Below are 15,160 nucleotides of genomic sequence, written 5' to 3' on the forward strand. Positions count from 1 at the left end.
AGATGGGTATAAGAGACAGGAATCTACCCGTCAGGATGTCGTGCTTCATGACCACCCGTCTCGCCATCGCGCTCGCCGCGACCCTCGGACTTGCCATGCCCGCCTACAGCCAGGCCGCCACGCCGGCCACCCAGGCCGCCCAGGCCGCCAACCCCTTCTTCGCCGAAAGCCCGCTGCCGCTGCATTACCCTCAGTTCGACAAGATCAAGGACAGCGACTTCGCACCCGCCTTCGACGCCGGCATGGCCGAGCAGCTGAAGGAGATGGACGCCATCGCCAACAACCCGGCCGCGCCCACGTTCGAGAACACCATCATCGCGATGGAAAAGAGCGGCCAGGTGCTGGACCGCGCCACCACCGTGTTCTTCAACCTGGTCGGCACGGACACCAATGATGCGCGCAACAAGCTGCGCGCGGACTACTCGGCGAAGTTCGCCGCCCACGGCGATGCCATCAGCCTGAACCCCAAGCTGTTCGCCCGCATCAAGGCGCTGTACGACCAGCGCAACGACCTGGGCCTGGACGCGGAGGGCGTGCGCCTGATCGAGCGCTATCACACCAGCTTCGTGCGCTCCGGCGCCAACCTCAACGACGCCGACAAGGCGACGCTGAAGAAAATGAACGGTGAGCTGGCGTCGCTGGGCACCACCTTCAGCGACAACGTGCTGAAGGAAGTGAACGCCTCGGCGGTCGTCGTCGACGACGTGAAGCAGCTCGACGGCCTGACCGAAGCGCAGATCGCCACCGCCGCCGAAGTCGCGAAGAAGCGCGGCCTGGAAGGCAAGTACGTGCTGACCCTGCTCAACACTACCGGCCAGCCGCCGGAGTCGCAGCTGACCAACCGCGCCCTGCGCCAGCGTCTGCACGAGGCCTCGGTCGCGCGCGGCAGCCGCGGCGGCGAGTTCGACACCACCGCGCTGGTCTCGCGCATCATGAAGCTGCGTGCCGATCGCGCGAAGCTGCTGGGCTATCCCAACCACGCCGCGTACGGCCTGGAAGACCAGACCGCACGCACGCCGGAAGCCGTCAACGCGATGCTGGGCAAGCTGGCACCGGCCGCCGTGGCCAACGCCAAGCGCGAAGCCGCCGACCTGCAGGCGATGATCGACCAGGAACAGAAGGCCAAGGGCCAGCCGACCTTCGCCCTCGAGCCGTGGGACTGGGCGTTCTATACCGAAAAGGTCCGCGCCGCGAAGTACGACTTCGACGAATCCCAGCTCAAGCCGTACTTCGAGATGAAGAACGTGCTGGAGAACGGCGTGTTCTTCGCCGCCAACCAGCTGTACGGCCTGACGTTCAAGGAGCGCACCGACCTGCCGAAGTACCACGCCGACACGTGGACCTACGACGTGTTCAACGCCGACGGTTCGCAGCTGGCGATCTTCATCTTCGACCCCTATGCGCGCGACTCCAAGCGCGGCGGTGCGTGGATGAACTCCTACGTGTCGCAGTCCGGCCTGACCGGCGACAAGCCGGTGGTCGCCAACCACCTGAACGTGCCCAAGCCGCCGGCCGGCGAACCCACGCTGATGACGTGGGACGAAGTGACCACCACGTTCCACGAGTTCGGCCACGCGCTGCATGGCATGTTCTCCGACGTGAAGTACCCGTACTTCAGCGGCACCAGCGTGCCGCGCGACTTCGTCGAGTACCCGTCCCAGGTCAACGAGATGTGGGCCGACTGGCCGTCGGTCCTGGCCAACTACGCCAAGCACCACAAGACCGGCGAAGCGATGCCGCAGGCGCTGCTGGACAAGGTGATCGCCGCGTCCAAGTTCAACCAGGGCTTCGCCACCACCGAGTACCTGGGCGCCGCGATGCTGGACCAGCGCTGGCACCAGATCACCGCCGACCAGGTACCGGATGCGGCGGGCGTGATGAAGTTCGAAGCCGATGCGCTGGCCGCGGACGGCATCAACTACAAGCCGGTGCCGCCGCGCTACAAGACGCCCTACTTCAGCCACATCATGGGCGGCTATTCGGCCGGCTACTACGCCTACATCTGGTCGGAAGTGCTGGACGCCAACAGCGTGGAATGGTTCAAGAACAACGGCGGCCTGAAGCGCGAGAATGGCGACCATTTCCGCAAGACCCTGCTGTCGCAGGGCGGCAGCCAGGATGCGATGAAGCTGTTCCGCGACTTCGCCGGCCACGATCCGAAGATCGAGCCGCTGCTGGAGAAGCGTGGCCTGACCGCGCCGGAAGCGGCAACCGCACCCCGACAGGCGCGCTGAGTTCCACGAAGTCGCCATTTACCGGTTGCCCACCACGCCACCTTCGGGTGGCGTGGTGCTTTCAGGGATCGGATGGCGTCAGCGCCGTTGCGGACGAGCGGGTTTTCCACAGCGGATGTGGATGACGCGTGCACGAATCTGTGGATAACCGCGTGTCCGCCTTGAACGGCGGGCCTGTCAAGATCCATGGCGAAATTTTCGCCACCCTCCGAGAAGCCGCGGAAACGGGGCCACGTGTCGCCTTACGCGTTTCCGAACGCCTTGCCCAGCGCGGCGTAGGCCTTGCGCTGCTCGTCGGTGTCCGCGCGCGGCGCGGTGACTTCCAGCTCGACGATCTGGTCGCCGGGCGGCGTGCCGGGCAGGCCGCGTCCGCGCAGGCGGAGCTTGCGGCCGGTATCCGAGTCCGGCGGGATCTTCAGGTCCACCGCACCGCCCAGGGTGGGCACGCTGAGCGTGGCACCCAAGGCCGCCTGCCAGGGCGTCAGCGACAGCACGTGGATGATGTTGCGGCCATCCACTTCGAACTGCGGATGCGGCGCGTACTCCACCTCCAGCAGCAGGTTGCCACCCTGGCTGCCCTGCCCGGCCAGACGGATCACCTGCCCGGGCTTGACGCCGGTCGGCACCCGCACGTCGAGCTGGCGCCCATTGACGTTCACCCGCACGCTGCCGCCGTCGTGCACCGCCTGCAGCGGTACCGCCAGCTTGGCGCGCGAGTCGCGCGGTCCCTGCGGTCCCCGTTGCGAAGGTGCCTCCGCCCGGCCGCGCCGGCCGAACAGGCCCTCGAAGAAGTCGCTGAATCCGCCGCTGCCGCCACCGGCACCGCCGAAGATCTCTTCGAAATCGAACTCCTGCGCGCCGGGACCACCGCGCCCGAAATCGGGCGGCGGACGGAACTCCTCGCCCGGCCGGTAGCCGCGCGCCCGCAGCTGGTCGTAGGCCGCACGCTTCTGCGGGTCGCGCAGGGCCTCGTAGGCCTCGTTGACCGCCTTGAACTGCTCTTCGGCGCCGGGCTCCTTGCTGCCATCCGGGTGGTACTTGCGGGCCAGGCGGCGATAGGCCGTCTTGATCTCGGCATCGCCCGCGGAAGGCTCCACGCCCAGCACCGCGTAATAGTCTTTGAACTGCATGGGATCTCCGCACGATCACGCGGACACCCTGCAGGCAGGGCGTCCGGAAAGAAAAGGCCCGCGACGCGGGCGCCACGGGCCGATTCTATCGCTCCGCCCGCCAGCCCGCCGTGTCGGCGACGGGCCGCGGCAGTCACTGCACCTGGATGCGGCGCGGCGTCGTCTCGGGCTTCTTGGGGATGTCGATCTGCAGCACACCGTGCCTGCCGGTGGCGGGGATGCCGTCGGGATTGGCGCTGTCGGGCAGCGAGAAGCGGCGGGAGAAGGTGCCGTAGACGCGCTCGACGCGGGAGCAGCGGGTGCCCTCGTCCTTCTTCTCCGCCGCACGTTCGCCGCGCAGGGTCAGGATGCCCTTGTCCATGTGGATCTCGATGTCCTTCGGGTCCACGCCCGGAATGTCGGCCAGGATCACGAAACGGTCGTTGTCCTCGCGGATATCCACGCGCGGCGCCCACTGGCTGGTCACCACGTTGGACTGGTCGGCGTCGGCCTCGCCCAGGAAACGGTCGAAGACCTGCTTGATCTCGTCCTGCAGGCCACGGGCGTTGCCCCACGGGTTGTACTGCACGATGCTCATGTCGGTATCTCCTCTTGGAAATGGCGCCGGGCGTACCGTCGCCGATGAGCGGAACATAGGCTCGCCCGCACGTCTTTCAAGATCGTCACGGGCCGGCCACGGGGACGCGCTACACTGCATTCAGTTTCCGTCCACACAAGGCACCCCCATGAGCATCCAGGTTGGCGAACGCATTCCCGAGGTGACCCTCAAGCGCATCCGCGAGGGGGTCGAGACGGTGGACACCACCACGCTGTTCGATGGCCGCAAGGCGGTGCTGTTCGCCGTCCCCGGTGCCTTCACCCCCACCTGCTCGGAAAAGCACCTGCCCAGTTACGTGCAGCACTTCGACGACTTCCGCAGCCGCGGCATCGAGGTGTTCTGCGTGTCGGTCAACGATCCGTTCGTGATGCAGGCCTGGGGCAAGACCCAGCATGTGCCGGATGGCCTGCAGATGCTGGCCGACGGCAACGCCGACCTCGCCAAGGCCCTCGGCCTGGAAATGGACGCCAGCGCCTATGGCATGGGCATCCGCGCCAAGCGCTTCGCGCTGTACGTGGAAGACGGCGTGGTCAAGAACGTTTTCGTGGAAGCGCCCGGCGAGTACAAGGTTTCCGGTGCGGAGCACGTGCTGGAACAGATCGGCTGAGTCAACGCGCCTCTCACCGCGTGTCCTGTAGGAGCGCCCTCGGGCGCGATGCCTTTCGCCAATGCTGCGGAAAAGCATCGCGGGCACGGCCCGCGCCTACAAGATTGCGTGCTTTCTGCCGCCCTACCGCAACACGTTGAACCGCACCCGCGTCCATGCGCCGCTGTCGGCCAGCGCGGTGAGCTGGTGTGTGCCGGTCTCGGTGAAATCCTGCTGGAACGCCTGCGCACCCCGCGTCTCCGCGATCCAGCGGCCATCCAGCAACCACTGCACGCGCGCATCGGTGCCCAGTGCGCGCAACTGCAGTCGGACGCCATGCTCGCTGCCGGGCGCGCGGGCCAGCGTGGCAAGATCGTTGAGCCCCTCGATACGCAGTTCCTCGACCGCATCGCGACCGTCGGGCTGGCAGTCCGGGGACAAGGGCGGCAGCCGCGACGCCGCCCGCTCGCGCGCGGGCAGCCACGGCGACGCCAATGCCGGCCAGCGCGAGATCTCCGTACTGCGCACGTCATGCGGGCGCGCGCACTCGCCGGAAAGACGCAGACCGGTCCGCGCATCCACCTCGAACCGCTCGCGGCCGGCGCTCCACAGGCGTGCGTCGCGTTCTGCGAATGTAGGCGGCACATTGCCACCCAGTGTCCACGCATCGCGCCTGCGCTGGCAGAGTTGCGGCGCTTCCGCTTCCGCCTGGGTGCCCAGCGGCCAGCAGATGGCGTGCTCGGCCACCTCGGCGGGAGGAGGGGTCGGACCCGAATCGCCCTGCCCGCGCGGCAGGCTGTCGATCACTTCGAACATCAACGGCAGCGCCGTCACCGCGCCGTACTGCCCCGGCAAGGGCGTGCCGTCGGGCCTGCCCACCCACACGCCTACCGTGTAGCGCCGCGTCGCGCCCAGAGCCCAGGCATCGCGGAAGCCATAGCTGGTACCGGTCTTCCACGCCACGCGGGGCCGGCTGCCGGTGTCCAGCACGCCGCCGCCGTAACCGGGGCGCGGGTGCGCCTCCAGTATTTCGCGGATGATCCACGCACCGCCGGGCGACAGCAGGCGCCGATCGGACGAAGGATCCTGCGCCGTGTAGCGGACGCGGCCCGACAGGCCACCTCGATTGAGCGCCGCATACGCACCCACCAGATCCTCCAGCCGCGCACCGGTACCGCCGAGGATCAGCGAAAGGTTGGGCTGCGCGCCGCGTGGATAGCGCAGCGTCAAGCCGTTGTTCGCCAGTCGCGCGGAGAACCGCGCCGGCCCCACGCGATCCAGCAGGTCCACCGCCGGCACGTTGAGCGACAGCCGCAGCGCATCGGCCGCGCTGACCGGGCCGTTGAAGGCGGCGTCGAAGTTGCCCGGCCGGTAGCCGCCGAACGACTGCGGCGCATCGACCAGCAGGCTTTCGGAATGGATCAGCCCATCGTCCAGCGCCAGGCCGTACAGGAACGGCTTCAGCGTCGAGCCGGGTGAACGCCACGCCTGCACCATGTCCACATGCCCCAGCCGTTCGCGATCAGCGAACGCCACCGAGCCGACGTACGCACGCGCCTCCATCGTGGCGTTGTCGACCACCAGCAGTGCCGCGGACGTGCGTGCGGGCCAGGAGGAGAAGTAGCCCTGCACGCGCTCTTCCAGCGTGCGCTGCAGGCCCGCGTCGAGGGTCGACGTGATGCGCGGCGCGCGCGGCTGCTGGCGGCGCAGGCGTTCGGCCAGCAGCGCGGCGCTCAGGGGCGCCTGCAGGCGGCGGGCGACGACAGGCTCGATACGGGCGTCGTCGACCTGCGCCTTCGACCACACGCCGAGATCAACCATGCGTTGCAGCACCTTGTCGCGTGCCACCCTGGCCGCGTCCGGATGACGGTCGGGGCGCAGCCGGCTGGGCGACTGCGGCAGCACCGCCAGCAGGGCGGCTTCGGCATGCGAAAGCCGCGACGCAGGTTTGCCCAGATAGGCCCAGCTGGCCGCGTCCACGCCTTCGATGGTGCCACCGAACGGTGCGCGCTCCAGATAGAGCGTCAGGATCTCGCGCTTGGACAGATGCGCTTCCAGCTGCATGGCGCGCAGCATCTGCTTGGCCTTGCCCCATGGCGTGCGCGAATGCCGGTCCAGCATGCGCGCCACCTGCATGGTCAGCGTGGAACCGCCTGAAACTACCCGTCCATGGCGGACGAACTGGCCGGCCGCGCGCATCAGCGCCCAGGGGTTGATGCCGGGGTGCTTCCAGAACCAGCGGTCTTCGTAGTTCAGCAGTGCCTGCAGGTAGAGCGGCGACACCGTGTCCGGCGACGCGGGATAGCGCCAGACCCCGTCGCGGTCAGCGAAGGCGCGCAGCGGCGTGCCGTCGCGCGCGACGACCAGCGTGCTGGTGTCGCGTGTCTTGGGCAATGGGGGCGGGAAGCAGAAATCGAGGACCAGCAGCGCAACAAGCACGGTGACGGTGGCCCAGCGCAGCCAGGTCAACAGCTCGGGGAAACGTCGCTTCTGCATGGAGGGTTGTCGCGCTGCGTAGGGCCATGGGAGCGACGTCAGTCGCGATGAGGTTCATAGGCAATCCCGTCGCGACTCACGTCGCTCCCACGGCGACCATGGATGCGGCCCTTCTCCCCGCGTGCGGGGAGAAGGAAAACATCACGGCTGTACCACCGTGATCGTCGCCGGCGAGGCCTTGCCGACACCGCGGATGTCCGGCCGGTACATGTCCTCCACCAACGACGGCGGCACGGTGTAGGTACCGGGCGTCACCGCGCGGACCAGGTAGAACACCTTGGCGGTGTCGCCACGATCCAGTTTCAGAGCGGCCACGTAGCGGTCGTCGCGGAACTCCTCGTGCTTGACGTCCGCGGCGCTGCCACGGTCGCTGATGGCGATGCCATCCAACACGACTTCGGCCCATTGCTTGGCGTCGCCCAGGTTGAAGTTTTCGATCTCCAGCCCCGCCGGCAACAGGTCCGTGAACAGCGCATCCGGCATGGCGACGTTGGCGGTGATGCCGACGCGGACGATCAGCGCCTCGCCTTCCTTCAGCGTGCCGCCTTTCCACTCCTTGCCATCCGTCGTGTAGTAGCGACGCTCGATGCCGATCTGCCGATTGTCCGGCGCCGGCGCGCTGCGCGGGATGCCGGCCACGTCCAGCGAGGCGTACAGCGGCGGCGAACCCTCGGGCACGAAGCGCAGGCCACGGGCCAGCGCGGCGTGGTCGACGCTGCGGCCGAACAGGCGGACCGGTGCGACGGCTTCCGCATCACCACCGATGCTCCACTGGCCGGACACCAGCTTCTTCTGGTCGACCATCAGCGCCTTGCCCAGGCGCGCCAGCGCCACCTGCTCCTGCGTGCTCAGCCACAGCCAGCCGCTGTTGCGGCGCGCATCCAGTTCACGCCCCAACGAGATGGCGCGACGGTCGAACTCCGGTTTGGCCAGCTTGCGTTCGTGCACCAGCGCGATCATCAGGGCGTCGTCGCGCAGCTTCGTGCCGTAGTCGCCCAGGTAATCCGGCCGGTCGCCGGTCCTGGCGAAGCCTTCGGTGATCGCCTTGGCGCCCCGCGTCTTGTCGCCCTGCAGCGACAACGCGATGCCCAGGTGCACCAGCGGCAAGCCGGTCAAGCTCTTGCCGCGCTCGTTGTCGTACAACGCGCGCAGCGTACCCAGCGGCGCCCGGTTCACGCGTGCCAGCACGTAGCCTGCGTACGCCTGGTTGGCGAACTTGAGGTGGTCGCGCCGGTCGTAACCGTAGAACTGCGCGCCACCGGCCAGCAAATCCTCGTTGAGGCGCGTGAGTGCCTTCTGCAGCACCGCGTCCGGCACGGCGAAGCCGCCTTCGCGCGCGTCCAGCAGGAACTCGGCGATGTACGGCGTCAGGCCCGGGTTGACGTAGTCGTCGTCGCCCCACATCGAGAAGTGACCGTTGGAAACCTGCATCGAGGCCAGGCGCCCGAACGCGCCCTCCATGCGCTCACGACGCTTCTTGGCGTCCAGACCGTCGATGCCCAGCATCTTCGCCGTGGCGTCATCCAGTTCCAGCGCCGCATAGCCCTTGCTGGTCGTCTGTTCCGCGCAGCCGTATGGGTATTCCAGCGCACCCTTCAGGGCACTGGCGAACGGGATCGGCGGCAGCGCGCTGACCGTCATCCGCGCCGTCACCGAGCCCGGCATCAGCCCATCGGCAAAGCCCGCGCCCATCTCCACAGGCGCCAGGCTGTCCAGCACCTGCGTGCGCGAGCGCAGCACCGCCGGCCAGCCCGCACGTACCGGCACGTCGTAGCGGCGGTCGACCTTGAAGCCGTTGCCCTCCACGCGCACGCGCACCTTCGCCGTGGTGTAGCCCTCGTCCGCCGTGACCGGGAATGTCAGCGTGCGCTTGGCGTCCACCGCCAGGTCGGTGGTCCTGCTGCCTTCGCCGATGTCGAGCGGACCCTCACCGTTCACCATTACCTTGAACACGCCGGCCTTGCCGGTGAAGTTCTGCACGTCCAGCGTCACCGTGCTCCTGTCGCCCGGTGCGAGCACGCGCGGCAGGCTGGCCTCGGCCACGATCGGCGCGCGTACCACGGTCTCGCGATCGCGGTTGCCGTAACGCGTGTCCGAGTACACCAGCGCCGAGACGCGCAACGTACCGTTGAAGTCCGGCACCTTCAGCGCGACGCGCGCATTGCCCTTGCCGTCCAGCTTCACCGGCCCGGAGAACAGGTCCACGGTCTGAACACGCGAGGTCGGCCGCTTCGCCTGCGGCCAGGCCGACAATGCCATGTCGCCGCCGAAGCGGATCTTCGCGCTGCCGCCTTCGAAACTCTCGATCACGCGCCCGTAGATGTCGTAGGCATCGACCCCAAACCGGCGCTGCGCGAAGAACTGCGCGTTCGCATCCGGGACCGGGAAGCGGGTGATGTTGAGGATGCCCACGTCCACCGCGGACACGGTGACGTGCGCCAGCTGTCCCGCAAGCTCGGGCACGCTGACGGTGACCGGCAGGTTCTGTTCCGGTCGCATCTGCTTCGGTACCGACAACCCGACGGCGACACGACGGTCGCGACGATCCATCGGCACATGCACCACGCCGACGGCGCGTGCAGGCGTGATCTTGCTGGGGGCCGAACCGCCACGGAACACCAGCGCGGTGACGTAGACATCGTGCCGTTCCCAGTCCTTGGTCACCGGAATGGAGAACGTGCTGCCCGGCTTGGCATCGATCGCCTGCACGTACAGCATGCGGTCGCTCTCGACCATCAGCAGACCCTTGCCCGCATGCGGCGGCGTGACGGTCACCTTCAGCGTGTCGCCGGCCTTGTAGCCGGTCCTGTCCAGCGCCAGCTTGACCTTGTCGGGGCGCGCATCCAGTCCGCGGTTCTGGTCGTCCCAGCTCCAGCCGGCGCGGAACGGGTAGCGCGTGGTCAGGCCAGTGGCAGGATCGAACACGTCCAGCCGGTATTCGCCCCACTCCACCGGGAAATCGATCTTCGATGCACCCGCGCCCACGTCCAGCGTGCGCGTGTCCTTGTTCTCGAAACGGCGGGTGAAGTCGTAATCCCAGCCACCGTCCTCGTCGTAGTTCCAGTGGTAGTCGCGCAGCTCGCGCACCAGCGTGGCCTTCAGCCCCTTGCCCGGCTGCGGCTTGCCACCCGCATCGACGCGCACCACTTCGAAGCCGGCGTTGGCATTCGCATCGGCGCCGTCCTTGTCGTCGAACAGCGGGCGGATGCCGACCAGCGCATTCGCCGGCCACAGCACGCGCTTCAGCGTGCGGTTCACCGTGCGGCCGCCGGTCTCGTAGACGCTGCCGGACACGATGGCGGCGATGGGACTGCGCGGTTTGGCCTCGGCGGGCAGCGCGATGTCTTCCTGCAGCACACCGTTCTCGGGCAGCGTGGTGTCGATGATGTCCTTCGCGTCCTTCGGCAGCTCCATCGTCGGGTCGCCGAAGAAGTAACCCGGCAACTGGTCCAGCGGATGCTGCTCGATCGCGACGGCGAGTTTGGCGGTGAAGCGGTTGCCGCTGGCGGGTGCCCCGTACAGGTAGGCCGCGGTGGCCTTGAGCTTCAGCGCCTCGCCCGGTTTCAGCACGGGTTGCGCCGCGTCCAGGTCCAGCTTCATTCGCTCGGGCAGGAACTCCTCGATGCGCAGCGTCATGCCCTGCACCGCCTCCTTGCTGGCCGGGTCGGTGCGGAACTCCACCTGCCAGCGCCCGGTCGGCGCTTCCGTCGGGATCGCCTGCTCGAAGCTGAAATAGCCCTGCGCACCGGGCTGCAGGCGCGTCTCGCGGAACACCTTGCCGTCCGGTTGCTTCAGGCGCAGGAACACCGGCTGGCCGCCGCCCTGCTTCGGCGCCGGTACCGGCCTGCCGTCGTTGTCGCGCAGCAGCGCGGAGATGCGCACCGTTTCGCCCGGGCGGTACAGGTCGCGCCCGGACCATGCGAACACGTCGAACCACGCCTGCTCGCGACCGGCCACGGCGAACTCGGACAGGTCGAGCGCCGGCTGGTTGAACGGCAGCATGGACACGTCCTTGCCGCGCGTGGCGACCAGCACATGACCGGCATCCAGGGTGTAGTTCAGCAACGCGTTGCCATTGCCGTCGGTCTTGCCGGCCAGGACGGCTTCGCCCCGTGCATCCAGCACTTTCAGTTCCACGCTGCCGGTGGCCGAGCCGTCCTGCAGCGACGCGGTGTGGACGAACAGCTTGTCCTTGTAGGCGCGCGTGTGCAGGCCGATGTCGCTGACGGTGAAGAAGGCGGTCTCGAACTCGCCGGCGAACTTGCCGGTGCGCTTCATCACCGCGAAGTACAGACCCGGATCCTGCAGTTCGCGGATGTCCTGGATCGGCAGATAGGTCAGCACCCGCTCGTTGGGCTTGCCACCCAGCACGAAGCGGTTGAGGTAGACGGGTTCGGCCAGCTTGCCCAGCGGCGTGCTGTCGCCGTACTCGCTGTCCAGGTCCCAGCTGCCCCGGCGGCCGCCGCGCTGGTACTCGGCGAAGAACTTCGGCAGCTGCTTCTCGCTGACGCGCAGGAATTCCACGTCCACTTCCGGCACATTGATCGACACCACGGGCAGGCCCCGGCTTTCGCGCGCCGGCAGCACGCTGCCTTGCGAGGCGAAGCCCACGGCCGGATCGAGTTCGCCGGTGTGCACCTTGCGGGTGTCGTCCTTGCCCAGGCGCGTGCCGTCGGCGGCGGACAGGCCGGCCTTCAGGGTGACTTCGTAGTCCTTTGCCGCCTCCACCGAGGGGAAGCGCAGCACCAGACCCTTGTCGTCGAGCACCCAGCTGCCCTTCACCACGGCACCGTTGGCGTCCTTCACCACCAGCAACGCATCGAAGTCCTGCGAGCTGACCAAGGGACGGCTGAATTCCAGCGCGATGGCGAGGTCGCCGTCATGCTGGTCGGGATAGGCGCCGACCAGGGCGAAACCTTCCACCTTGGTGGCCTGCGCCTTGATCGGCTCGCCGCTGGCTTCGGGCAATTGCCCGGATTCGTTGCGCTTGCAGCCGGCCAGTGCGGCCGCTGCGATCAGGCCAATGAAAAACGCGCGCATCCAGCGGGTGCGCGCGTTTCGGGTGTTGCGAGTTGCCGATCCCATGTGCCGTTCCCTGCCGTGGTCGTACCGGCAGTATAGAACGCAGGAGTGAAAGTGGCGGGGTCAACACCCGCGCACTTTCATGTCATCCGTCGATCAGGCCTCCGGCGGCGTGTCGACCGCTTCCGGCGGAGCGGGACCCGTCGCCGCCATGCCGTCGCCCGCCTCGTCCTCGTCCAGCGAGGCATCCAGGCGTTCGACCGCCTGCAGCGTTTCGCCGTCGGACAGACGGATCAGGGTGACGCCCTGGGTGTTGCGACCGACCTGCGAGATTTCCGCTGCGCGGGTGCGCACCAGGGTGCCGCCGTCCGAGATCAGCAGGACCTCGTGGTGGTCGGACAGCTGGATGGCACCGACCAGACGGCCGTTGCGTTCGGTGGTCTTCAGCGCGATCACACCGCGCGTGCCACGCCCCTTGCGCGGGTAGTCCGCCACCGGTGTGCGCTTGCCGTAGCCACGCTCACTGGCGGTCAGGATGTCGCCGTCGCCATCCACCACGACCAGGCTGACGACCTCGGAGCCTGCTTCGGGGATCGAGGGCACGCCGTCGGCATCGCCAGCCTCCCCCCCGTCCTGGTCCCCCTCGCCACCCGCACCCGCGCCCGCCACCAGGCGCATGCCGCGCACGCCGGTGGCGGTGCGGCCCATCGCGCGGACCAGCGACTCGGAGAAGCGCACTGCGCGGCCGTTGGACGCGAACAGCATCACGTCGCGGTCGCCATCGGTCAGGGCGACGCCGACCAGCGCATCGCCTTCGTCCAGGTTGATGGCGATCTTGCCGCGCGCCAGCTTGAAGGCGAACTCGGTGAGCGGGGTCTTCTTGACCGTCCCGTGCTTCGTCGCGAAGAAGACGAACTTGCCTTCCTCGTAGTCGCGCACCGGCACCACGGCCTGGACCTTCTCGCCGGGTTCCAGCGGAATCCAGTTGATGATCGGGCGACCACGCGCGTTGGAGCCCGCTTCCGGCAACTGGTACACCGGCAGCCAGAACACCTTGCCGCTACTGGTGAAGGTGAGCAGCGTGTCGTGGGTGTTGACCAGCCACAACTGGTCGATGAAATCCTCTTCCTTCGTCGCCGCCGCGCTGCGACCACGGCCACCGCGCTTCTGCGCGCGATAGGCGCTGGCGGGCTGGCGCTTGGCGTAACCGGCGTGCGACAGCGTCACCACCATGTCTTCCGGCGCGATCAGGTCGAGGATGTCGAGGTCTTCCTCGCTGTGGCGGATCTCGCTGCGGCGTTCGTCGCCGAATTCCGCCTTGACGTTCAGCAGTTCGTCGCGGATCACCTGCAGCAGCACGTCGGGGTTTTCGAGGATGCGGATCAGGCCGGCGATGGTCTCCAACAGCTGGCGGTATTCCTCGGTCAGCTTTTCCTGCTCCAGGCCGGTCAGGCGATGCAGGCGCATTTCCAGGATCTGCGTGGCCTGCGCCTCGCTGAGCTGGTAGCGGCCATCGACGAACCCGATGGCGGCCGGCAGGTCTTCCGGACGCGAGGCCTCGGCACCGGCGGCCGCCAGCAGCGCGCCCACCAGGCCCGGCTCCCAGGTCTTGGCCAGCATGCGCTCGCGCGCTTCCTGCGGGTTGGCCGACGTCTTGATCAGCTCGATCATCTCGTCGATGTTGGCGAGCGCGACCGTCAGGCCTTCCAGAATGTGGGCGCGGCTGCGCGCCTTGCGCAGTTCGACGATGGTCCGGCGGGTCACCACTTCGCGGCGGTGGCGCACGAACGCCTCCAGCATCTGCTTCAGGTTGAGCTGCTGCGGGCGGCCGTCGACCAGGGCGACCATGTTGATGCCGAACACCGATTCCATCGGCGTCTGCAGGTACAGGTTGTTGAGGACGACCTCGGCCGACTCGCCGCGCTTGACCTCGATGTAGATGCGCATGCCGTCCTTGTCGGACTCGTCGCGCAGCTCGCTGATGCCCTCGAGCTTCTTTTCCTTCACCAGCTCGGCGATCTTCTCGATCAGGCGGGCCTTGTTCACCTGATACGGGATCTCGGTGACGATGATCGACTCGCGGCCGTTGTCATCGTTGACCTCGATGTCGGCCTTGGCGCGCATGCGCACGCGGCCGCGGCCGGTGCGGTAGCCGGCGATGATGCCGGCGGTGCCGTTGATGATGCCGCCGGTGGGGAAATCGGGGCCGGGGATGTACTGCATCAACCCGTCGACGTCGAGTTCGGGGTTGTCGATCAGCGCGATCAGGCCGTTGACCACTTCCGACAGGTTGTGCGGCGGGATGTTGGTGGCCATGCCCACCGCGATGCCGGCCGAACCGTTGACCAGCAGGTTCGGGAAGCGCGTCGGCAGGACCGTCGGCTCCTGTTCCTTCTCGTCGTAGTTGGGCTGGAAATCGACGGTTTCCTTGTCGATGTCGGCCAGCAGCTCATGGGTGAGCTTGGCCATGCGCGCTTCGGTGTAACGCATCGCGGCCGCGGAGTCGCCGTCGACCGAACCGAAGTTGCCCTGGCCATCGACCAGCATGTAGCGCAGCGAGAACGGCTGCGCCATGCGCACCAGCGTGTCGTACACCGACTGGTCGCCGTGCGGGTGGTACTTACCGATCACGTCACCGACGATGCGGGCGGACTTCACGTGCGGCTTGTTGGCGTGGTTGCCCAGTTCGTTCATCGCGAACAGGACGCGCCGGTGGACGGGCTTCAGGCCATCGCGGACATCCGGGAGCGCGCGCCCCACGATCACGCTCATGGCGTAATCCAGGTAGCTGCGGCGCATCTCGTCTTCGAGATTGACGGGGATGATTTCCTTGGCGGTATCGGCCATTCGGGTTCCGGGTTTCTTTGGTTGTCTCGGGCCTGGATCCGGGCCCAAACGGGCCTAGCCGGCGTGGGCCGGCGAGGCAGCGACAGGCGGGGATTCCGGCGGGTTCTGCAACCTGCCGAGGGTATCACAACGGACGTGCCCGACCGGCTTTTTCAGTCGCGGAAACAAGCACTTATGGCGCCATGGAACGCGTGTTCGCGCGGGACTGCGCCGGCCGGGCCGCAGGCAGGCCCCGGCGGCGGACGCC

General features: G+C 67.8%; 7 protein-coding genes. 2 read left to right on the top strand and 5 right to left on the bottom strand.

Features of this window, described 5'->3' with window-relative positions; all coding sequences use genetic code 11:
• The first annotated feature begins 47 nt into the window (after positions 1-47).
• Positions 48-2,234, top strand: coding sequence for a M3 family metallopeptidase (locus CSC76_RS05880; protein WP_162109132.1), 2,187 nt, complete (start codon positions 48-50; stop codon positions 2,232-2,234).
• Between the two features lie 242 nt (positions 2,235-2,476).
• Here CSC76_RS05880 and CSC76_RS05885 read toward each other — a convergent pair whose 3' ends face one another.
• On the bottom strand, positions 2,477-3,364 hold the full coding sequence (locus CSC76_RS05885; protein WP_162109133.1) for a DnaJ C-terminal domain-containing protein: 888 nt from the start codon (positions 3,362-3,364) through the stop codon (positions 2,477-2,479).
• A 133-nt stretch (positions 3,365-3,497) separates the two neighbouring features.
• Positions 3,498-3,941, bottom strand: a complete 444-nt coding sequence (locus CSC76_RS05890; RefSeq protein ID WP_162109135.1) for an Hsp20/alpha crystallin family protein — start codon at positions 3,939-3,941, stop codon at positions 3,498-3,500.
• 148 nt (positions 3,942-4,089) lie between these two features.
• Between CSC76_RS05890 and CSC76_RS05895 the strand changes: the two genes are divergently transcribed.
• Positions 4,090-4,569, top strand: a complete 480-nt coding sequence (locus CSC76_RS05895; RefSeq protein ID WP_162109136.1) for a peroxiredoxin — start codon at positions 4,090-4,092, stop codon at positions 4,567-4,569.
• Positions 4,570-4,692: 123 nt separating this feature from the next.
• Here CSC76_RS05895 and pbpC read toward each other — a convergent pair whose 3' ends face one another.
• The 3 genes from pbpC to gyrA form a co-directional block, all read right to left on the bottom strand.
• Positions 4,693-7,044 (bottom strand): penicillin-binding protein 1C, encoded by a 2,352-nt coding sequence (gene pbpC, locus CSC76_RS05900; protein ID WP_162109138.1) that lies wholly within the window; start codon positions 7,042-7,044, stop codon positions 4,693-4,695.
• 141 nt (positions 7,045-7,185) lie between these two features.
• Positions 7,186-12,084 carry an alpha-2-macroglobulin family protein gene (locus CSC76_RS05905; protein WP_202923493.1) on the bottom strand — a complete coding sequence of 1,633 codons (4,899 nt, stop codon included), beginning with the start codon at positions 12,082-12,084 and terminating at the stop codon, positions 7,186-7,188.
• A gap of 138 nt (positions 12,085-12,222) precedes the next feature.
• Positions 12,223-14,913 (bottom strand): DNA gyrase subunit A, encoded by a 2,691-nt coding sequence (gene gyrA / locus CSC76_RS05910; protein WP_162109141.1) that lies wholly within the window; start codon positions 14,911-14,913, stop codon positions 12,223-12,225.
• Positions 14,914-15,160: the final 247 nt, after the last annotated feature.

The sequence above is a fragment of the Pseudoxanthomonas mexicana genome, from assembly GCF_010093385.1.
GTDB classification, from domain to species: domain Bacteria; phylum Pseudomonadota; class Gammaproteobacteria; order Xanthomonadales; family Xanthomonadaceae; genus Pseudoxanthomonas_A; species Pseudoxanthomonas_A mexicana.

What these genes read in the sequence shown, in the direction of transcription:
- CSC76_RS05895 (WP_162109136.1), top strand. Translation starts at nt 4,090, where the DNA reads ATGAGCATCCAGGTTGGCGAACGCATTCCCGAGGTGACCCTCAAGCGC.
- CSC76_RS05885 (WP_162109133.1), bottom strand. Translation starts at nt 3,364, where the DNA reads ATGCAGTTCAAAGACTATTACGCGGTGCTGGGCGTGGAGCCTTCCGCG.
- CSC76_RS05905 (WP_202923493.1), bottom strand. Translation starts at nt 12,084, where the DNA reads ATGCGCGCGTTTTTCATTGGCCTGATCGCAGCGGCCGCACTGGCCGGC.
- pbpC (WP_162109138.1), bottom strand. Translation starts at nt 7,044, where the DNA reads ATGCAGAAGCGACGTTTCCCCGAGCTGTTGACCTGGCTGCGCTGGGCC.
- CSC76_RS05890 (WP_162109135.1), bottom strand. Translation starts at nt 3,941, where the DNA reads ATGAGCATCGTGCAGTACAACCCGTGGGGCAACGCCCGTGGCCTGCAG.
- CSC76_RS05880 (WP_162109132.1), top strand. Translation starts at nt 48, where the DNA reads ATGACCACCCGTCTCGCCATCGCGCTCGCCGCGACCCTCGGACTTGCC.
- gyrA (WP_162109141.1), bottom strand. Translation starts at nt 14,913, where the DNA reads ATGGCCGATACCGCCAAGGAAATCATCCCCGTCAATCTCGAAGACGAG.